This window comes from Lysobacter sp. Root916, assembly GCF_001429785.1.
In the GTDB taxonomy this organism is placed as follows: Bacteria; Pseudomonadota; Gammaproteobacteria; order Xanthomonadales; family Xanthomonadaceae; genus Lysobacter.
Genome location: NZ_LMJF01000001.1, coordinates 153,024 through 171,698, shown reverse-complemented (window position 1 = coordinate 171,698; position 18,675 = coordinate 153,024). Strand labels below are relative to the sequence as shown.

At 68.2% G+C, this 18,675-nt stretch carries 15 protein-coding genes; 6 read left to right on the top strand and 9 right to left on the bottom strand.

Annotated elements, in window-relative coordinates; all coding sequences use genetic code 11:
- Positions 1-11 precede the first annotated feature (11 nt).
- The gene (locus tag ASE35_RS00800; RefSeq protein WP_082611057.1) at positions 12-1,916 is read right to left on the bottom strand and encodes a S9 family peptidase; all 1,905 of its coding nucleotides are present in this window, start codon (positions 1,914-1,916) and stop codon (positions 12-14) included.
- Between the two features lie 166 nt (positions 1,917-2,082).
- Here ASE35_RS00800 and ASE35_RS00795 point away from each other — a divergent pair, with 166 nt between their 5' ends.
- Positions 2,083-3,903 (top strand): DUF885 domain-containing protein, encoded by a 1,821-nt coding sequence (locus ASE35_RS00795; RefSeq protein ID WP_057163377.1) that lies wholly within the window; start codon positions 2,083-2,085, stop codon positions 3,901-3,903.
- 232 nt (positions 3,904-4,135) lie between these two features.
- Here ASE35_RS00795 and ASE35_RS00790 read toward each other — a convergent pair whose 3' ends face one another.
- Positions 4,136-4,486, bottom strand: coding sequence for a GFA family protein (locus tag ASE35_RS00790; RefSeq protein ID WP_057162680.1), 351 nt, complete (start codon positions 4,484-4,486; stop codon positions 4,136-4,138).
- Positions 4,487-4,597: 111 nt separating this feature from the next.
- Between ASE35_RS00790 and ASE35_RS00785 the strand changes: the two genes are divergently transcribed.
- From ASE35_RS00785 to ASE35_RS00775, 3 genes are all read left to right on the top strand, one after another.
- Positions 4,598-5,500, top strand: a complete 903-nt coding sequence (locus ASE35_RS00785) for a DUF72 domain-containing protein (RefSeq protein ID WP_082611056.1) — start codon at positions 4,598-4,600, stop codon at positions 5,498-5,500.
- A 113-nt stretch (positions 5,501-5,613) separates the two neighbouring features.
- Positions 5,614-6,597: an aldo/keto reductase gene (locus tag ASE35_RS00780; RefSeq protein ID WP_057162679.1), complete on the top strand. Its 984-nt coding sequence runs from the start codon at positions 5,614-5,616 to the stop codon at positions 6,595-6,597.
- Between the two features lie 7 nt (positions 6,598-6,604).
- Positions 6,605-7,924, top strand: a complete 1,320-nt coding sequence (locus tag ASE35_RS00775; protein ID WP_057162678.1) for an MFS transporter — start codon at positions 6,605-6,607, stop codon at positions 7,922-7,924.
- Between the two features lie 6 nt (positions 7,925-7,930).
- On the opposite strand, the gene ASE35_RS00770 is transcribed toward ASE35_RS00775, so the two are convergent.
- From ASE35_RS00770 to ASE35_RS00755, 3 genes are all read right to left on the bottom strand, one after another.
- The gene (locus ASE35_RS00770; protein ID WP_057162677.1) at positions 7,931-8,563 is read right to left on the bottom strand and encodes a CatB-related O-acetyltransferase; all 633 of its coding nucleotides are present in this window, start codon (positions 8,561-8,563) and stop codon (positions 7,931-7,933) included.
- 58 nt (positions 8,564-8,621) lie between these two features.
- On the bottom strand, positions 8,622-10,007 hold the full coding sequence (locus ASE35_RS00765) for a hypothetical protein (RefSeq protein ID WP_157489196.1): 1,386 nt from the start codon (positions 10,005-10,007) through the stop codon (positions 8,622-8,624).
- Positions 10,008-10,645: 638 nt separating this feature from the next.
- Complete coding sequence (locus ASE35_RS00755; RefSeq protein ID WP_057162675.1) at positions 10,646-11,284, bottom strand: NAD(P)-dependent oxidoreductase; 639 nt, start codon at positions 11,282-11,284, stop codon at positions 10,646-10,648.
- 81 nt (positions 11,285-11,365) lie between these two features.
- Here ASE35_RS00755 and ASE35_RS00750 point away from each other — a divergent pair, with 81 nt between their 5' ends.
- The gene (locus ASE35_RS00750; RefSeq protein WP_200956283.1) at positions 11,366-12,268 is read left to right on the top strand and encodes a LysR family transcriptional regulator; all 903 of its coding nucleotides are present in this window, start codon (positions 11,366-11,368) and stop codon (positions 12,266-12,268) included.
- Here ASE35_RS00750 and ASE35_RS00745 read toward each other — a convergent pair whose 3' ends face one another.
- Both ASE35_RS00745 and ASE35_RS00740 read right to left on the bottom strand, forming a co-directional pair.
- On the bottom strand, positions 12,269-13,180 hold the full coding sequence (locus ASE35_RS00745) for a cyclase family protein (protein WP_057162674.1): 912 nt from the start codon (positions 13,178-13,180) through the stop codon (positions 12,269-12,271).
- Between the two features lie 13 nt (positions 13,181-13,193).
- A complete protein-coding gene (locus ASE35_RS00740; protein WP_057161445.1) occupies positions 13,194-14,090 on the bottom strand; it encodes a DMT family transporter in 897 nt (298 codons plus the stop codon).
- A gap of 243 nt (positions 14,091-14,333) precedes the next feature.
- Here ASE35_RS00740 and ASE35_RS00735 point away from each other — a divergent pair, with 243 nt between their 5' ends.
- Positions 14,334-15,218 carry a LysR substrate-binding domain-containing protein gene (locus ASE35_RS00735; RefSeq protein WP_057162673.1) on the top strand — a complete coding sequence of 295 codons (885 nt, stop codon included), beginning with the start codon at positions 14,334-14,336 and terminating at the stop codon, positions 15,216-15,218.
- Positions 15,219-15,693: 475 nt separating this feature from the next.
- Here the strand turns inward: ASE35_RS00735 and ASE35_RS00730 are convergent, their stop codons facing one another.
- Positions 15,694-16,062 (bottom strand): TfoX/Sxy family protein, encoded by a 369-nt coding sequence (locus tag ASE35_RS00730; protein WP_056172659.1) that lies wholly within the window; start codon positions 16,060-16,062, stop codon positions 15,694-15,696.
- 120 nt (positions 16,063-16,182) lie between these two features.
- Positions 16,183-18,600 (bottom strand): TonB-dependent receptor, encoded by a 2,418-nt coding sequence (locus ASE35_RS00725; RefSeq protein WP_057162672.1) that lies wholly within the window; start codon positions 18,598-18,600, stop codon positions 16,183-16,185.
- Positions 18,601-18,675 lie beyond the last annotated feature (75 nt).

Genomic DNA, 18,675 nt, shown 5'->3' with positions numbered 1-18,675 from the left:
CGCGCACGGGCTCAGCGCAGATGCTTGTCGAGGAACCCCAACACGCGCTCGTAGTACTGACGCTTGGATTTCTCGCCGTAGAAGCCATGGGTTTCCTGGGAGGGGAAGTAGCCCTCGTAGGGCTTCCCTGCCTCCTCGAGCGCACGCTTCATCATCCGCAGATGCTCGGGCGACACGCGCTCATCGCGCATGCCCTGCACCAACATCAGATCGGCCTTGATCTTGGCCGCATGCGCGGTCGGCGACTGACGGCGCAATTCGGCCATGTCGTCGCCCAGGGTCCGATCCAGGTAGGCACGGCCCCAGCGCGAACGCTGCACGTCGCCCCAACGATGCATGGTGGGCAGATCGTAGGGGCCGGCGAAACCGATCGCGCAGCGGTAAAGGTCGGGCTCGCGCGCGGCCGCCATCAGCGCCGCATAGCCGCCATAGCTGGCGCCCCAGAGACAGATGCGCTCGGCGTCGACGCCGGCGTCCGCGATGGCCCAGCGGGTGGCGTCGTTGAGATCATCGATCATCTTCGCGCCCCATTGGCGATGGCCCGACTCGACGAAGTCGCGCCCCCGTCCTCCCGAACCGCGGAAATTCACTCGCAACACCGCATAGCCGCGCGTCGCCAGCATCTGTACCTCGTCGTCGTAGCCCCAGTCGTCCTGGATATCGAAGGGGCCACCGTGCGGCATCACCACTAACGGCAGCGGCGCCGCGTGCGACTTGGTGGGGGCGGTCAACCAACCGCGCAAGACCACACCGTCGCGGGTCTTGAGCTCGATCGCGCGCGTGGGCGCCATCTGCGCCGCCGTCAGCCAGGGCCGGCGCTTGGCGAGCAACTTCAGGTCGCCGCTGGCGGTGTCCAGCAAGTAATAGCGATCGGGTTCGCGCGGGCTGCTGACGGTGACCACCGCCGACCGGCCGTCGCGGGTAGCGCTGGTCACACGTGCGAATTCGCCCGGAAACGCGGTTTCCATGTCGGCGGTGAGCGCCGCATGCGGATGCGAGGCGTCGAAGAAGCGGGCCTTGGGATGCAGGCCGCCGTAGACCGCGCCGATCGGTTCATGACCATCGAACGACCAGACCAAACGCTGCGGGTCGCTGTCGGGGTCGCTGGCGACGACGCTGCGTTCGCCGCTGGCCAGATCGATACGTTCGATCACATCCGGCCCTTGTTTCCGCTCGCTCCACAGGTAGCCGTAGCGGCCGTCGTAGCTGGTGCCCACCGGCAGGACTTCGACGCCGCTGATGGTCTCGTCGTTGATCTGGGTCCATTCCTCGCCGCGCAGCAAATAGACCTGCTGGCGATCGTCGGTTTCCCAGGCCCAGCTGAAGCGCACCGTACCCTTGCGGTCGGCAAGGAAATCGGCGTTTGGGATCGGTGCGTCGACGATCTCCTCGCGCTTGCCGGCGCCGTCCTTGCTGACCCGGACCACGCGGGTCCAGCATTCCTTGATCGTGACCTTGCGGCAATCCGAAATCAGCATGCGCTCGGGATCGTCGACCAACGCGTCGATCACGTTGCCGGCGAAGGCGCGCCCCTTGCTGTTGTCCACGTCCAGCGAGCGCAGCACGCCCAGGCTGTAGGGCTGATCGCGCGTGCCCCAGCGCACCGAGGTGGAGGCGAACAAACGCGTATCCGACACCCAGGTTTCGCTGTCGACGAAACCGTCCTTGCCCGGATCCAGCTGAGCGGCGATCTGCATGTCGCTGCGACGCACCACAACCAGCACGGTGCGGTCGTCCAGAGGCACGCGCGCGGCCAGATAGTCTCCGCGTGGCGACAGGGTCAGCGACTCGTACTGCGGCCGGCGCAGGAACTCGCCCAGGCGATCGGTAGTGGAGGCCGGCATGGCGGGCGCGGCCCCGGCCATGCCCGCGGCCAGCGGCAGCGCGCAGGACGCGGCCAAGAGTAGTAGGCGCATCGATGTCCCCGTGGCCGCAGGTAGCGCGGCCGTCGTCGCGCACGATAACGCAGCCGCATCGGCAAAGCCCGGGGGCGACCAACGGCCTATGCGGAGCGCCCCGGGCGCGCGATATCCTGCGCGGATCGCGGCGTCCGCCGCCCCCTCGAGACCCCGTATGCGCCTGTTGCGTAAGTCGCCGCTAGCCCTGGCCCTGCTGGCCGTCACCCTGGCCGCCTGCCAGCCGAAGACGGCCGACGCGCCGCAGGCGCCCGCGGCCGCCGCCAGCGCCGCGGCGACCACTTCCGACGCCGCCGTCGACGCCCGCTTCGCCGAACTGTCCAAGCAGTGGCTGGACGGCTGGCTGAAGCTGAACCCGGTGTCCGCGACCCAGATCGGCGAGCACCGCTACGACAGCGAGGTCGACGACCTCAGCGAGGCCGGCCGCAAGGCCCAGGTCGATTTCGCCAAGAAGCTGCTGGGCGAGTTGGACACGGTGGATCTGAGCAAGCTCTCGCGCGAGAACCAGATCGACGCGGCGATCCTGCGCAACCAGCTGCGCTCGGACGTGTGGGGCATCGAAACCCTGCAGGGCTGGGCCTGGGACCCGCAGGTCTATAGCGGTCTGGCCGGCGGCGCGATCTACAACCTGATGGCGCGCGAGTTCGCGCCGATGCCGCAGCGTCTGAAGTCGGCGACGGTGCGCATGGAGAAGATCCCGCAGATCTTCGCCCAGGCGCGCGCCAACCTCGACCCGACGCGGGTGCCGAAGATCCACGCCGAGACCGTCGCCAAGCAGAACGCCGGTGTGCTCAGCCTGGTCGACACCTTCATCGTGCCCAATGCGGGCCAGCTGCAGGGCGCGGACCGCAAGCGCCTGGACGCGGCCGTCGCCGGCCTGCGCAAGGCCGTGGCCGAGCAGCAGAAGTGGCTGGACGAAACCCTGGTGCCGAACGCCAAGGGCAACTTCCGCATCGGCCAGACCCTGTACGACGAAAAGCTGCAGTACTCGCTGAACTCGTCGCTGTCGCGCGCCGAAATCAAGCAACGCGCCGAGGCCGAGCTGGTGCGCGTGCGCGGCGACATGTACGCGATCGCGCAGCAGGTGCTCAAGGACAAGCCAGGCGCGCCGGCGCTGCCGGACAAGCCCAGTGCGCCGGAGCAGCAGAAGGCGATCGAAGCCGCGCTGGAGCTGGCCTACGCCGAGAAGCCCGCGCGCGACAAGGTGGTCGATTTCGCCAAGCAGACCCTGGCCGACGCCACCGCGTTCACCCGCGCCAAGGACCTGGTCACGGTGCCCAACGATCCGGTCAAGATCATCCTGATGCCGGAGTTCCAGCGCGGCGTGGCGGTGGCGTACTGCGATTCGCCGGGCCCGCTGGATCGCGGCCTGGACACCTACTATGCGATCTCGCCGATTCCGGACGACTGGAGCGACAAGCAGGTCGACTCGTTCCTGCGCGAATACAACAACCGCATGATCCACCTGCTGTCGATCCACGAGGCGATGCCCGGCCATTACCTGGAAGGCGCGCACTCGGCCAAGTCGCCGTCGACGTTGCGCGCGGTGCTGCGCTCGGGCCTGTTCGCCGAGGGCTGGGCGGTCTACACCGAGGACATGATGGCCGACGCCGGCTATCTGGATAACGACCCGCTGTTCCGTCTGGTCCAGCTGAAGTTCTACCTGCGCACCATCGCCAACGCCATCCTCGACCAGGGCGTCCAGGTCGACAACTGGACCAAGGAACAGGCGATGGAGCTGATGACCCAGCAGGCCTTCCAGCAGGCCAGCGAGGCCGAAGGCAAGTGGGTGCGCGCGCAGCTGACCTCGGCGCAGCTGCCGACCTATTTCGTCGGCGCGCAGGAGCACTTCGACATGCGCAAGGCGGTGGAGACCAAGCTGGGCGCGCAGTTCAACGCCAAGACCTACCACGACCAGGTGCTGTCCTACGGCGCGCCGCCGGTGCGGTTCGTGCGGCAGATGATGTTGAACGAACCGATCAAGTGACGCGACGGGCCGTGCGCAATGCGCACGGCTTTGCCATCGCGTCATCCCCGCGAAAGCGCGGATCCATCGGCTTTAGTACGAGGCCAGCAGCGCATCGCTAGCGACACCGAAGACCGGCGCATTCATGCGCCGGTCTTTTTTTGCCCGTTCGATCGACGGCAGGGTCGGTCGGCGATTCCCAAAGCGCGACGGTGGCGGGGCGCTGACCGTCCCCGGCCCCGCCGATCGCGGCTCAATGATCGCGCCCGTTCCACGGCACGATCTTCAGCGTCGTCAGGTCGACGCCGTCCAGGCAGCGCACATTGATGCAGCCCATCGCCGAACCGTCCGGCCCCTTGCCTTCGCTGAAGGGCGAGATCCCGCAGTTCGGGCAGAAGTGGTGCGCGATCACACCGGTGTTGAAGCGGTAGGTACCCAGGTCGGCTTCGTCGGTGGTAAGGCGCAGCGCCGCGCGCGGCACGAACCAGAGCAGACCGCCGCGACGGCGGCACATCGAGCAATTGCAGTCCAAGGCCTGATCGATATCGCCGTCGACTTCGTAAGCGACCTTGCCGCAATGGCAACTGCCGGTGTGGGTGGTCATCCTGATACTCCCTGTGCCTGTCGCGCCACCGTCGGCGCGACGTGAGCTTAACGTTTCGGCGCTATGCTCGCCTGCGTTCCGCACCTATCACTCTCGGACGGCGAAACACCGATGAGCCCCACGCGCAGCAAGAAGCCCGCCCCCGCCGGCGATCTGTTCTCCGCGCCTCCCGCCGACGACGGCAGCGGCGGTGACACGCGTCATGTCCCGCCGGTGGACGGCATCCGCGTCGGCATCGGCGGCTGGACCTACGCGCCCTGGCGCGACAACTTCTATCCCAAGGGCTTGGTGCAGCGGCGCGAGCTGGAATACGCGAGCCGCGAGTTGAGCAGCATCGAGATCAACGGCACTTTCTACAGCGCGCAGAAACCGGCCACTTACGCCAAGTGGGCGGCGGAAACGCCGAACGTCTTCACGTTCTCGCTCAAGGCCCCCGGGCGGATCACCCAGTCCGGCGCACTGGCGCGCAACATCAAGGCCGCGCAGGCCTTCATCGACGGCGGCCTGGCCGAGTTCGGCCAGCGCCTGGGCCCGATCCTGTGGCAGCTGGCGCCCAGCCGCAGTTTCGACGCCGACGACGTCGCCGCCTTCCTCGACGGCCTGCCGCGCGAGCTCGACGGCCGGGCCCTGCGCCACGTGCTGGAAGTGCGCCACGACAGCTTCCGCGATCCCGCCTACCTGCGCCTCGCGCGCGAGCGTCGGGTCGCCACCGTCTACACCGACTCCAGCGACTACCCCTCGCTGGCCGACATCACCGGCGACTTCGTGTACGCGCGGCTGATGCGTTCGCGCGCCGAAGTCGCGACCGGCTATCCCGAATCCGAGCTCGACGATTGGGCGCGACGCGCGCGCGCATGGGCCGAAGGCGGCGATCCGGCCGACCTGGCGCATGTCGGCGCCGTCGGCGAGGCCGGCGCGCGCCCGCGCGAGGTCTATCTGTATTTCATCAGCGCCGCCAAGGCGCGCAATCCGGCCGCGGCGATGGCCCTGTTGCAGCGTCTCTGCGCGCGCTGAGTCCCGCGACGGCGACGCCGCCGCGGGCACATGGCTAACGGCACTGTCCGCAGCCCGCGCCACAGGCGAGGCTGCGGTCTGTCCACGTCTTCCCCGCAACGCGAGTACGCGCCATGGCCAGCCGTCGGGATTTCCTCGCCACCGCCACCCTCACTGCCACCGGATTGGCGCTGGCGCCTCTGGCTGCGTGCAGCCAGGATACGCCGCGCCCCCTGGGCAACGGCCCGAACAAACCGGCCGGCGCGCTCACCGCCGAGCAACCGTTCCGCGGCCCGCTGCTGAAACGCGCCATTCCCTCCAGCGGCGAGCCACTGCCCGTGATCGGCATGGGCACCTCGGGCAGCTTCGAGGTCGGCGCCGGCGCGGACGCGCGCGAGCCCCTGCGCGAGGTGCTCAAGCGATTCATCGATGCCGGCGCAACAGTGATCGACACAGCGCCGACCTATTCCAGCGCCGAGGACGTGCTCGGCGACCTGCTGGCCGAAACGCGGGCGCGACCCAAGCTGTTCCTGGCCACCAAGCTGTCCGGCGTGAGCGGCCGCGATGAAGGCCTGGCCCAGTTCGGCGAATCCCTGCGCCGCCTGAAGACCGACAAGATCGACCTGCTGCAGGTGCATAACCTGCGCGATACCCGCACCCAGCTCGCGCTCGCGCGCGAACTCAAGCAGCAAGGCAAGCTGCGTTACGTCGGCCTGACCCACTACCGCGACGATGCCCACGCGCAACTCGCCCAGGACATGCGCGCGCTCAAGCCCGAGTTCGTGCAGATCAACTATTCGCCGGTCTCGCGCGCCGCCGAACGCACGATCTTCCCGCTCGCGCGCGAGCTGGGCATCGCGGTGATCGTCAACCGCGCCTTCGAGGACGGCCGCTTGTTCGCGCAGGTACGCGACAAGCCGCTGCCGGAGTGGGCGGCGGAGGTCGGCGCCGGTTCCTGGGCGCAACTGTTCCTGAAGTTCGTACTCAGCGAACCGGCGGTGACGGTGGTGATTCCGGCCACCTCCAAGCCCAAGAACCAGACCGACAATCTTCAGGCCGGCGTCGGCGCCTTGCTGGACGCCAAGCAGCGTGCGGCCCTGATCGCGGCGATCGGTTGAAGCGGGCATGAGCGCGGCCGCGCCGACGCGTCAGCTGGCCCGCCTGTTCGGCATCGACCAACGCGAGGCCGAGCCCGCGGCGGCCGGCGCACTGTTGTTCTTCCTGCTGTTCGCCGGCTATTTCATGCTGCGTCCGGTGCGCGAGACCATGGGCATCGCCGGCGGCGTGGACAACCTGCAATGGCTGTTCACCGGCACCTTCGTCGCCACGCTGGCGGTGATGCCCCTGTTCGGCTGGCTGGCCACGCGCGTGCAGCGCCGGCGCGTATTGCCGTGGACCTTCGGCTTCTTCGCCCTGAACCTGGCCGGGTTCGCGCTGGGCTTCCACTGGGCGCCGGACAATCTGTGGTTCGCGCGCAGCTTCTACATCTGGCTGTCGGTGTTCAATCTGATCGCGATCTCGGTGGCCTGGAGCGTGTTGGCCGATCTGTTCCCGACCGCGCAGGCCAAGCGCGTGTTCGCGCTGATGGCATCCGGCGCGAGCTTCGGCGGCCTGCTCGGCCCCTTGCTGGGCGTGGTCCTGGTCGGCCGCATCGGCCATGCCGGATTGTTGTGGCTGTCGGCGGCGCTGTTGGTCGCGGCGATCTATGTCGCACGGCGCTTGCAGCGCTGGCGCGACGCCCACCCCCTGCATGCCGAAGCCAGCGCCGCGGCGCGCGCGCGTCCGCTCGGCGGCAGCCCCTTCGCCGGCTTCACCGACGTGCTGCGCTCGCCCTACCTGCTCGGCATCGCCGCCTTTGTGTTGTTGCTGGCCAGCGTCAGCACCTTTCTCTATTTCGAGCAGGCGCGGCTGGTCGAACTCACCTATCCCGACCGCGCCGACCAGACCCGCGTATTCGGCACCATCGACGTGCTGGTGCAGAGCCTGGCGATCCTGTCGCAGTTGTTCCTGACCGGTCGCCTGGCGCAGCGGCTGGGGATAGGCGTGCTGCTGGTGGCGGTGCCGGTGGTGACGGTGTTCGGCTTCCTGTGGCTGGCGCTGGCACCGACCTTCGCCGTGCTGGCGGTGGTGATGGTGGTGCGCCGCGCCGGCGAATACGCCTTCGTGCGGCCGGGCCGCGAGATGCTGTTCACCTCGGTGCCGACCCAGGCCAAGTACAAGGCCAAGAACTTCATCGACTCGGTGGTCTATCGCGGCGCCGACGCGGTCAGCGGCTGGGCCAAGGCCCTGGTCGACGCGGTCGCCCAGCAACCGGCCCTGGCCGCCCTGATCGGCGCGGCGATCGCGCTGGCCTGGGCCTGCACCGGCTTCGGGCTAGCCCGCGCGCAAGCGCGCCAGACCGCCACCGAGGCACTCCTGCCCCAGGACGCCTCGGCTACGCGCTGAGCGCACTCATTGCGCCGCTTCCAGCGCGTCCAGGTCGGCGCCCACGATCAACTCCAGATTGCGGCTGACCTTGTCCGCGCCCCAATCCCACCAGGCGATGCGCAGCAAGCGTTCGATCTGCGCCGGCTCGTAGCGCATGCGCAGCACCCGCGCAGGGTTGCCGCCGACGATGGCGTAAGGCGGCACGTCCGCGCTCACCACCGAGCGCGCGGCGATGATGGCGCCGTCGCCGACGCGCACGCCGGGCATCAGCATGGCCTGGTAGCCGATCCAGACGTCGTTGCCGACCACGGTGTCGCCCTTGTAGGGCAGCTCCTCGGGCAGCGGCGTGCTGCGCTCCCAGCCGTTGCCGAAGATGTTGAAGGGATAGGTCGAGAAGCCCGACATGCGGTGGTTGGCGCCGTTCATCACGAAGGTCGCGCCGCGCGCGATCGCGCAGTAGCGGCCGATGATGAGGCGGTCGCCGATGAAGGGGAACAGGTACAGCACGTTGCGGGCGAACCCTTCCGAATCCTCGGGATCGTCGTAGTAGCTGTACTCGCCGACCTGGATCTGCGGGTTGTCGACGGTATTGCGGATGTAGCAGATCTGCGGAAAACCGCGCATCGGATGCGGGTCGTTGGGATCGGGGCCGTGCATGCGGGCTCCTGCGTGCGTGACGAGGCGGAAGTATGCCAGCCACCTGTCGACACCGGATTCACCGCATTTCGTTCATACCGTAGACGTCGTAGCGTTCGATACGGCCCACGCGCGCGATCGCTTCCTGCACGCGCCTGCGCGCGATGAGTTCGGCCTTACCTGCGCACCAGGTGCGATCGCCCGGCAGAGGTTCGGCTTGGCGGTAGGCCTGCAGCCACTCCAGAATGTCGCCGCGCTCTTCCGGCGAGGCCAGCAGTTCCAGCAGCGCCAACTCGGCCTCGTCCAGGCGCGCGGCAATAAGCAGCGCATCCAGATAGGTCTCCTGCGAATCCTTGCGATGCTCGCGCAGATAGTTAAGCGCGCGCTGTACGCCATCGGCATCATGCTTTTGCAGCGCTCCGCGCAGTTGCACCGAGACCTGGACCATCCTCCCGTAACCGCTGATGTCGTCGCCCGCGCGCGCCGCCGCGGCCAAGGCTTCATCGGAGCGGCCCAGGGAGGCGTAGAAGTCGCCCAGGTTCAAGGTCTGGCTGACGTTGGCGCCGCCGTCTTCGGTGTGAAGCGAGGCGCGGCGCAATTCCAGCAGCGCCTCGTCTAGATGGCCGAGACGGCGCAGGGCGATGGCGCGGTTGTTCATCAGCCAGACTTCGTCACCCAGATTCTTATACGGCGCCTGGCCGGCCGGCGCTTCGGCGATGCTCGCCAACACTTGACTGGAATGGGTCAGCGCCGCCTCGGTCCGGCCCGCGGTCAGCAGGGCGTAGCTAAGCTGCCTGCTCAGTTCCAGCGAATCGGGCTGTACCTCGGATAGCGAGCGGTAGAGCTCCACTTCCTGCGCGGCCGCGTTTTCGACGTCGAACGCCCCGGCATCGCGATCCACGATCGCGTCGAAGCGCTTGTCGGCGCGCAGCTTGACCAGTTCGATCGGCGTGGACACGCGCCGGATCGCCGCAGTTGCGGCATCGGCCTGCCCACGGTCGATGCGCATCACCGCCAGCTCGTACCAGGCCAGACTTGCACCCTGCCCTTTGCGGCGCCAGTTGGCGTCGTACAAGGCCTGCAACAAATCCAGGCGCACCTGCGAACGCGGCTCCAGCCGGAAGATCAGCGGGAAGATATGCTGGTCGTCGAGGTTGTCCAGTAAGTCCGGCCAATGCTCGATCAAATGGATCAGCGATTCGGCCGCCGCCGTGTTGTCGCCCTGCATGCGCGCCAGGATCGACAGGCGAAACCAATCGTCGGCGTCGCCAGGATCGGTGGCGACGGCGCGCCGGTGCAGTTCCAGCGAATGCTGGTACTGCTCCAGGCGCCAAGCGTTCAGGCCGGCGATCGACAAGGTGCGGCGTTGCTCTTCGGCGGACAGGCGGGCGAACCGCCTATCGCCGATGGCCGCGCTCAAGGCACGGTCGGCTTCCTTGCGGTATGCGCATTCGGCCAGGGTCAAGGCGGCAATACGGCGCTTCTCGTAAGTCCGGAAGAAGAACGGCTTGCGTGCTTTCTCCGCGATGACGGCCTGTGCGCCAAGATGCTCGCATTCGCTTTGCGCGAACGCCGTCGGACCGAAGCACAAGATCAGAGTCAGTGCGACACCAGTCCTGCGAAGTGTGCCGCGCATGTCGTTCCCCTACCGGCGCGCTGCGCCGACGGCTCTCCAAGATACGGGCAGGTTAGCCGAAGTAGTACCGCCGTTGGCGGACCGCGCAGGACGTATACACGCGTCGGCACGGCGCCGGCGCGCTCAGCGATACATCGGCTGGCGCTCGATACGCCCCACTTTCGACACCGCTTCCTGCACATCTTTGCGTGCCCCCGATCTCCAGACCCTGCCCGCACCAGGCGCGCTCGGAAGGCTGCGACGCAGGCACCTCGAAGTCCTGCAGCATTACCAGCATGTCGATGCGGTCCGTGAGCGACCGCAACTGCTCGATCAGGACCTGCGCGATGCAACCGCACACTGGCCTGGACCATCTTCCCCTAGCCGCTCATATTCGATCCGGCGCGCACGGCCGTGGCCAGGGCCATGCTTGCGCGCTGCCTTCCAACGCCGACGCGCGGTGGGCGATCCACCGCGCGCCGTCAGGCTCAATACGCGATGCTGAAACGACGTCGGCTATGCGCCGGCTGCTCCAGTTCGTCGATCAAGGCCAGCGCGTAGTCCTCGACCGAAATCGCGGAATTGCCGGCCTCGTCGACCAGCAGTTGCTCGCCGCCGAGGCGGAAGCGGCCGGTGCGCTCGCCGGGCGAGATCAGGGCCGCCGGGCTGAGGAAGGTCCAGTCCAGGGTGGGCTCGGCGCGCAGCGATTCGAGCACGTCGCGGCCGCCCAAGGCGGCGCCCTTCCACTGCGCGGGAAAGTCCGGGGTATCGACCAGTTGCACGCCGGGCGCGACCTCGAGGCTGCCGGCGCCGCCGACCACCAGCAGGCGTGGCACGCCGGCCTGCTTGGTCGCGGCGACGATGGCGGCCGTGCCGCGGTTGAAGTAGTCGCGCACGTCGTCCTGGGCGTGGCCGCTGAAGGCGCTGATCACGGCCTCGTGGCCGGCCAGTTGCTGGGCCAGGCGGTCCTGGTCGAGCACGTCGGTGGCGAACACGCTCAGGCCAGCTTGCGCGCTCAGCTTTTCCGGGTGGCCGACCAGGGCGGTGACCCGGTGGCCGCGCGACAGGGCTTCGTTACGCAGCGCCGAGCCGATGAAGCCGCTGGCGCCGATCAGGGCGATGTGCATGGGAATGCTCCGTTGGGGTTAGGTGGCGCTAGTATTCCCACTGCAAGATCGCCCGATAAGACGCGTATATGGACTAGAACTATGAAGCTAGACTTCACGATAGACCGCCTCAAGCGTATGGCCCTGTACGCCCGCGTGGTCGAGCTGGGCTCGATGAGCGCGGCCGCGCGGGAGCTGGACATGACCCCGTCGGCGGTGAGCCAGCAGTTGCGGCGGCTGGAAGAAGAGATCGGCGTGGTCCTGCTGCACCGCTCCACCCGCAAGCTCACCACCACCGAGGCCGGGCAGGCCTACTACGAGGATTGCGCGGGCATGCTGCACGCCGCGCGCGCGGCCGAGCGCCGGCTCGGCGATCTGCGCGACGAACCGCGCGGCGAGTTGCGGGTGGCGGTGCCGGCGGGTTTCGCCAGCCATCTCGCCGGCGCGTTGGCGCCCTTGTTGCGCGCGCATCCGGCGTTGTCGCTGCGCCTGTTCGCCGAGGATCGCCAGATCGATCTGATCGGCGAGCGCATCGATCTGGCGGTGCGCGTGGGCCGGCTGGTCGACTCCAACCTGGTCGCACGCCGCCTGGCCGAGTGGAACTATCTGCTCGCGACCACGCCCGCCTACGCGCAGGCGCACGGGCTGCCGCGCACGCCGGAAGAGCTGGGCCAGCACCCGATGCTGATCCTGAGCGTGATCAATCAGCCCGAATACGTGGAACTGCACCGCCCCGGCGAGCCGATGCGGCGGGTGCGCGTGGGCGGACGCATCGTCGGCAACAGCGCTGAGGCCCTGAAACAGATGATGCTGCAAGGCCTGGGCATCATGCGCCTGCCCGGCCCCGACGCGGCGCCGCTGCTGGCCGACGGCCGCGCGCTGCGGGTGCTGCCGGAGTGGTCGATGGCACCGCTGGGCGTGTACGCGGTGACCGCCCAGCGCGATTCGCAACCGGCCAAGGTGCGACTGGCGATCGCCGCCTTGCAGGCCTATCTGGCCGAGTGACTAGTCCAACCGCGCCAGCGCGCGCACCGGGAAGGTACCGGCGCCGCGCACCTTGGGCGGCACCGCGCTGAAACGGAAGCCCTCGTCCGGCAGCGCGGCCAGATTGCGCAGGTGCTCGACGATCAGGATGTCGGCGCCCAGCAAGGTGCTGTGCACCGGTCGCGCGCGGCCGCGGGTGTCGTCGATGTTCATCGAATCGATGCCGACCAGCTTGACCCCGCACTCGCGCAGATACACCGCCGCGTCCTCGGTCAGGAACGGATGCCCGACCGCGTAGGCGGGATCGGCCCAATGCGCGTCCCAACCGGTGTGCACGAGTACGGCGCGTCCGCGCAATTCCTTGTCGCGGAACCAGGACGCGTCGATCGCGTTGACCTGGCGATGGTCGGCGCGCACCACGATGCCCTCCAGATCCGCGCAGGCCTCGGGCTTGAGCTCGGACAGATCGTGGCCGTGCGCATAACGGTGCGAGGGGCAATCGATGTAGGTGCCGGTGTTGGCGACCATCTCGATGCGCGCGATCTGGAACTCGGTGCCTTCCTCGTAAATCGCCCGCGAGGCCTCGCGGCTGAGGTAGTCGCACACGCGCGCGGCAGGCATGCCCGGATAGGTCACCAAACCGTCTTCGATGGTGTGGCTGAGGTCGACGTAGATACGCCGCCCCGGATCGGCCGCATCGGTCTTGCGCTTGTGCGCCTCGACGATGATCGCCTTGTTGAGGATGCGCGCCTGGCCGACCATCAGCAGGCGCAGATCCTGCACGATGTAATCGACCAGGGCGGCGTCGGCGATGTGGTCGCCGTCGATGTCGAGGCGGAAATCCTGGCCCTGGATGCCGCCGCCGTTGGTGAACTCGATTTCGAAATCGAAGCGGACGCGGTGCTGCACGGGATCGCGGTGGCTGTCGTTCATGTCCCAGGCTCCCTCAGCGCGCGCTGCGCTGGCTGATCGCGACGCTGCCCAGAATCATCGCGCCGGCGATGCCCATGGTCAGGGTCAGCGGCTCGTCCAGCAGCATCCAGGCCCAGGCCACGCCGAACACCGGGATCAGATACGTCACGGTGGACGCGCGGTTGGCGCCGATGCGCGCGATCAAGCGGTAGTACATGACGAAGGCCGCGCCGGTGCAGAGCACGCCCAGCATCGCCGCCGAGAACCAGGACTTCATCGGGATGTCGTGCGTGGGCCAGCTGCTGAGCGCGAACGGCAGGGTCAGCAGCGCCGCGGAACCGAGCGTGGCCGAAGCGACCGCCGCCGGCGGCAGGCCACTGAGATGACGGCGCACCAGGTTGATGCCGATGCCGTAGAGGAAGGCCGCACCCGCACCGGCCGCCACCGCCCAGCTGATGCTGGCGCCCGCGGTCTTGCCGCTGGCCAGCACCACCACGCCAGCGAAGCCGACCAGCAAGGCCACGCTGCGGCGCGCGCCGATCTTCTCGCCGAAGAACAAAAACCCGACCAGCGCGGTGAACAGCACCGTCATCGCATTGGCGATCGCGCCGATGCCGGCCGGCGCGCGCTGCGCGGCCCAGGCGAACAGCATGAAGGGCACCGCCGAATTGATCGCGCCGATCAAGGCGATCTTCGGCCAGATCCTGGCCGGGAACTGCGCGCGCGAGCGCCACAGAAACGGCAGCAGCACCAGCGAACCCAGGGCCAGTCGCACTTCGACCAGCGGCATCGCGCCGAAGTCTTGGACGGCGATGCGCATGAACAGGAACGAGGCGCCCCAGATCGCGCCCAGCACGCCCAGTTCCAGCGGGGTCAGCCAGGCCCGCGTCGCGGGGGTCGGCAAGGAGACGGCGGTGTCGATGGAAGGCATGACGGGGCTCGCGTGGGGGCGGAGGGAGGTGCGCGTGGTTCGAATGCCGAAACTGATCGATGCAGGCCGGGTAAGGCCGGTACGGGGATGCCTGCGGAGCCGCCAGGCGGTCCCGCCGCACCGTGCCACCGCGGCCGGCCCGGGCAACAGCCAAATTGCTGGCTGAGACCATTGTCCTCACCCGTATCGCCATCACAAGCGCATACTTTGGAGGTCAGGCACAAACAGGATTTGAGGCTAACCATGGCCCTGCGTTCCGACTTGCTGCCGGCGCTGGCGGCGTTCGAAGCCGCCGCCCGTCACCAGAATTTCGCCCATGCCGCCGAAGAGCTGCACCTGACCGCCAGCGCGGTCAGCCACCACGTGCGCAAACTCGAGGCGCGGCTGGAAGTCAGCCTGTTCCAGCGCCATGCGCGCGGGGTTTCGCTGACCGCCGAAGGCCGCCAGCTCGCCGACGCCGCGGGTTCGGCCATGGCCGACATGGAAGGCGTGCTGCGCAGCCTGCGGGTCGCGCGCGCCGAGCACGACAAAGTGCGCATCACCACCCTGCACTCGCTGGCCTACACCTGGCTGCTGCCGCGCCTGCCCTCGTTCGTCGCCGCGCATCCGCAACTGCGCTTGAGCGTGGACACCGAGATCGCGCTGACCCGGTTCGACGAAGGCGGCCCCGACCTGGGCATCCGCCACGGCCCCGGCCACTGGCCCGGCCTGACCGCGCATCACCTGATGGACGACTACCTGTTCCCGGTCGCCTCGCCCCAGCTGCCCGGCGTGTCCGAACTGGACGAGGCAGCGCATGTCGCGCGCCTGCCGCTGATCTCCGACCACGCACGCCAAGGCTGGCACGACTGGTTCCGCGGCGCGGAAGTACACGGCGTCAAGTTGGACGAACGCTACAGCTTCAGCGACACCACCGACGCGCTGGCCGCCGCGGTCCACGGCCTGGGCGCCGCGCTGGCGCGCCAGCAAGTGGCGGTGCCGTACCTGGCCTCGGGCCAGTTGGTGCGCCTGCCGGGCCCGGCAATCAAGGCGCGCTGGGGTTATTACGCGGTCTACCCCGCGCACCGCCGCCTGCGCGCCTCGGCGCGCTTGTTTCTGGAGTGGCTGCTGGCGGTGGAGAAGGACTGAGGCCGCGTCGCCGCATCTCGCTTCTACCCCAAGACCAGGCCCCAAGCTCGCGAGACCGCCACGCCCAGCTTCCTGTGGGAGCGGCGTGAGCCGCGATCGGACCCCACGTGCCATCGCCGGTTTCGTCGCAGGCGCGATGCGCGGTCGCGGCTTACGCCGCTCCTACCCCAAGGCCACGCCCCAAGCTCGCGAGATCGCCGCGTCCAGCTTCCTGTGGGAGCGGCGTGAGCCGCGATTGAAACCACACCCGCCATCGAAGGTTTCGTCGCAGCCATGCAGGCGCGGTCGCGGCTTACGCCGCTCCTACCCCAAAGCAACGCCCCAAGCTCGCGAGATTGCCGCCCAACTCCCTGTAGGAGCGGCGCAAGCCGCGACCCGGAACCCACTCGCCGTCGTTGGTCTCGTCGCAAGCGCGAATACGCGGTCGCGGCTCACGCCGCCCCTACCCCATGGCAGGCGCGAACGATCCTTGACGCTACCTAGCCGGACGCTTCGCGCGCGGCTTCTTCTTCGTCGGCGCATTCGCCTTGCGCAAGGCGGCGGCGTAGGCCAGGTCCAGCCACGGCCGCAGTTCCTCGGCCGAATCCAGCGCCGACTCCGGCACCGACCAATAGCTCAGCGCGACGAGTTCCTTCTGCTTGTGATAAACGAACGCCGCGCAGCCCGCGGCCTCGAACTGCGCGCGGCTGACGTCGTCGACCTTGACGTACAGCGCGTCGTCGTCGACCAAGGCGAAGATCACGCCGTCGCGGTACAAGCCATGCCCGCCGAACATGCGCCGCGACGTGACCGTGCCGAAGCCGGCCATCAAGTCGCGCAGATAATCGAGATAGTCGTTGCTCATGCCTGCTGCGCTCCTTCCGACGCGAACGTCGGAAGGATACGCCGGCCGGCGCCCCGGAATTGCGCCGATCGGGACCGATCGGCGCATGCCGACCGGACCCTGCCGATCAGACCATGCCTATTAAAACCGGTGCCACAGCCTCACGAAGTAGGCCGCGCCGTTGAGGCCGAACTGCACGCTGTCGAACACGTGGCCGTTGTCGGTCTCGTTCGGGTCCTGACGGGTCGGCTTGACGTCGAACACGTTGGCGCCGCCGACGGTGAGCTTGGTGTTCTCGCTGAAGGCGTAGGTCACGCTGACGTCGGCCGAGGTCTTGGCCTCGTAACGCGCGTTGGGCACGCCGCCGGCGGTGCCGGTGAAGGTACCCAGGGTCTGCGCACCGAAGTAGATCACCTTCAGGTCGCCTTCCCAGGCGCCGCGCGAATAATCGAAGCCGACCACGGCCTTGGACTTGGGCGCGCCCTGCTCGATGAACAAGCGCTCGCGCTCGGACAGCAGCACGTCCTCGCGCCCGACCAGGGCGGGCGGCGCGTGGATGCCGGTGACCTTGGTGCGGTTGACATTGAGGGCGACGAAGGTGCCCAACTTGCCGCCGCCCCATTCGGCCTCGTGATTGAAGGTCAGGTCCACGCCCTCGGTCTTGGTATCGACCGAATTGACGAAGAACTGGGCCTGGCCCACGCCCAGGGAATCCAGGATCGCGCCGATGGTGGGATCGCTGGTGTCGAAGCGGCCGCTGAGCACGATGCGGTCGTCGATGTTGATGCGATAGGCGTCGAGCGTGAACGAGGTGTTCGCGGTCGGCGACCAGGTCAGGCCGAGGGTGTAGTTCTTCGAGGTCTCGTCCTTCAGCAGCGGCAGGCCCGCGGCGTTGGCGATGGTGCCGCCGTTGGGCGCGATCACCACGTCGACCGGTTCGCCGTTGATGAAGTCGGTGATGGTCGAGGAGAAGTACTTCTGCTGCAGCGATGGCGCGCGGAAGCCGGTGCTGGCCGAGGCGCGCAGCATCAGGGTGTCGGTGGCGCGGAAGCCGGCGGCGAGCTTGCCGGTCAGGGTGTCGCCGAAGTCGCTGTAGTCCTCGTAGCGCAAGGCGAAGCCGGTGGTCAGGCGATCGCTGAAATCGGCTTCCAGGTCGACATAGGCGGCCCAGCTGTCGCGCTCGTGGCTGCCCGCGTCGCTGGGCTGGAAGCCCGGGAAGCCCTGGCTGCCCGCGTTGCCGCCCACGCCGACGCCGTCGGCGTCGATGTAGGAGCCCGGCTCGCCGGCGAAGATGCTGTAGCGCTCGTCGCGACGTTCCAGGCCGAAGGCGGCGTTGAAGCCGTGGAAGACCGTGTCGTAGTAGCGGCTGACGTCGAAGTTGTAGGTGTTCTGCCGGAACGAGAAACCGCCCGCATCGAAGCTGCTCGCGCTGATGCCGCGGCCGCCGTTGAGCAGGTCGAGGTTGGCGATCGAGGCGTTGAGGGTGTGGTTGATGTCGTAGCGCAGCTCGTTGTAGCCGTAGGTGGCCGACAGATCGGCCTGCCACTCGCCCATGCCCCAACGCAGGCCGACGGTGCCGAAGCGGTCTTCCAGATCGCCGTCGATGAAGGGCACGAAACCGTTCGGATACATCGCCTCGGAGTTGCGCGAAGGGATGTCTTCCGAACCGATGCCCTCGCGCGCGAACGCGGCCGAGGACGCATCGCGGTTCTGCAGGCCGGCGGTGAAGTACAGGGTCGCGTTGTCGGTCAGCGGCTTTTCGCCGTTGAGGAACAAGGTCTGATTGCGGATCTTGGAGTCGCCGATGATGCGCGGGCTGCCCTTGGGCTCGGAGCGGTCGGAACGGCCGCGGTCCTGATACTCCAAGGTGATGCCGAGCACGCCGTCCGTGCCCAGGCCGACGCCGCAGTAGCCCGACGCCAGCCAGTTCTCGCCGTCGCCGCGCGAGTACTGGCCCCAGCCGGCCACCGCTTCGCAGCCCTTGCGCTTCTTCAGGGCGATGTTCATCACGCCCGCGATCGCGTCCGAGCCGTACTGGGCGGCGGCGCCGTCGCGCAGGATCTCGACGCTGTCGATCGCCATCAGCGGGATGGTGTTGAGGTCGGTGCCGGTGTTGCCGCGATTGCGCGCGCCGAACAGGTTGACCAGGGCGGTGGTGTGGTGGCGCTTGCCGTTGACCAGCACCAGGGTCTGGTCCGAACCCAGGCCGCGCAGCGCGGCCGAGTCGATCAGGTCGGCGCCGTCGGCGCCGGTCTGACGGGTGGAATTGAACGAGGGCGCCGCGTACTGCAGCGACTGCGCCAGGTCGAACTGGGCGCCTTCCTCGGTGGCCTGCGCCATCGGCAGCACGTCCACCGGCGAGATCGAGGCGGTGTCGGACGAGCGCTGGCTGCGGCGCGAGCCCAGCACGGACACGGTGTCCAGAGTTTTGGCCTCGCTGGCCGGCTCGGCCGGCGTTTGCGCGTCCTGGGCCAGGGCCGGCGCGGCGACGGCGAGCCCGCCGGCCAGGCAGATCGCGTAATGGACGGCACGGAACAAACGAGTGCGGTGTTGCGTCATTGGCCTGACCCCAGGTACCGGAATTGGCACCTAGCCTAAGCCGACTCGCCCCCGAATGGCCAAAATTCGTAAAGA

Bases quoted from the DNA above. Each gene is read 5' to 3' on its own strand.
- ASE35_RS00800 (WP_082611057.1), bottom strand. From the start codon at position 1,916: ATGCGCCTACTACTCTTGGCCGCGTCCTGCGCGCTGCCGCTGGCCGCG.
- ASE35_RS00790 (WP_057162680.1), bottom strand. From the start codon at position 4,486: ATGACCACCCACACCGGCAGTTGCCATTGCGGCAAGGTCGCTTACGAA.
- ASE35_RS00785 (WP_082611056.1), top strand. From the start codon at position 4,598: ATGAGCCCCACGCGCAGCAAGAAGCCCGCCCCCGCCGGCGATCTGTTC.
- ASE35_RS00780 (WP_057162679.1), top strand. From the start codon at position 5,614: ATGGCCAGCCGTCGGGATTTCCTCGCCACCGCCACCCTCACTGCCACC.
- ASE35_RS00775 (WP_057162678.1), top strand. From the start codon at position 6,605: ATGAGCGCGGCCGCGCCGACGCGTCAGCTGGCCCGCCTGTTCGGCATC.
- ASE35_RS00770 (WP_057162677.1), bottom strand. From the start codon at position 8,563: ATGCACGGCCCCGATCCCAACGACCCGCATCCGATGCGCGGTTTTCCG.
- ASE35_RS00755 (WP_057162675.1), bottom strand. From the start codon at position 11,284: ATGCACATCGCCCTGATCGGCGCCAGCGGCTTCATCGGCTCGGCGCTG.
- ASE35_RS00750 (WP_200956283.1), top strand. From the start codon at position 11,366: ATGAAGCTAGACTTCACGATAGACCGCCTCAAGCGTATGGCCCTGTAC.
- ASE35_RS00745 (WP_057162674.1), bottom strand. From the start codon at position 13,180: ATGAACGACAGCCACCGCGATCCCGTGCAGCACCGCGTCCGCTTCGAT.
- ASE35_RS00740 (WP_057161445.1), bottom strand. From the start codon at position 14,090: ATGCCTTCCATCGACACCGCCGTCTCCTTGCCGACCCCCGCGACGCGG.
- ASE35_RS00735 (WP_057162673.1), top strand. From the start codon at position 14,334: ATGGCCCTGCGTTCCGACTTGCTGCCGGCGCTGGCGGCGTTCGAAGCC.
- ASE35_RS00730 (WP_056172659.1), bottom strand. From the start codon at position 16,062: ATGAGCAACGACTATCTCGATTATCTGCGCGACTTGATGGCCGGCTTC.
- ASE35_RS00725 (WP_057162672.1), bottom strand. From the start codon at position 18,600: ATGACGCAACACCGCACTCGTTTGTTCCGTGCCGTCCATTACGCGATC.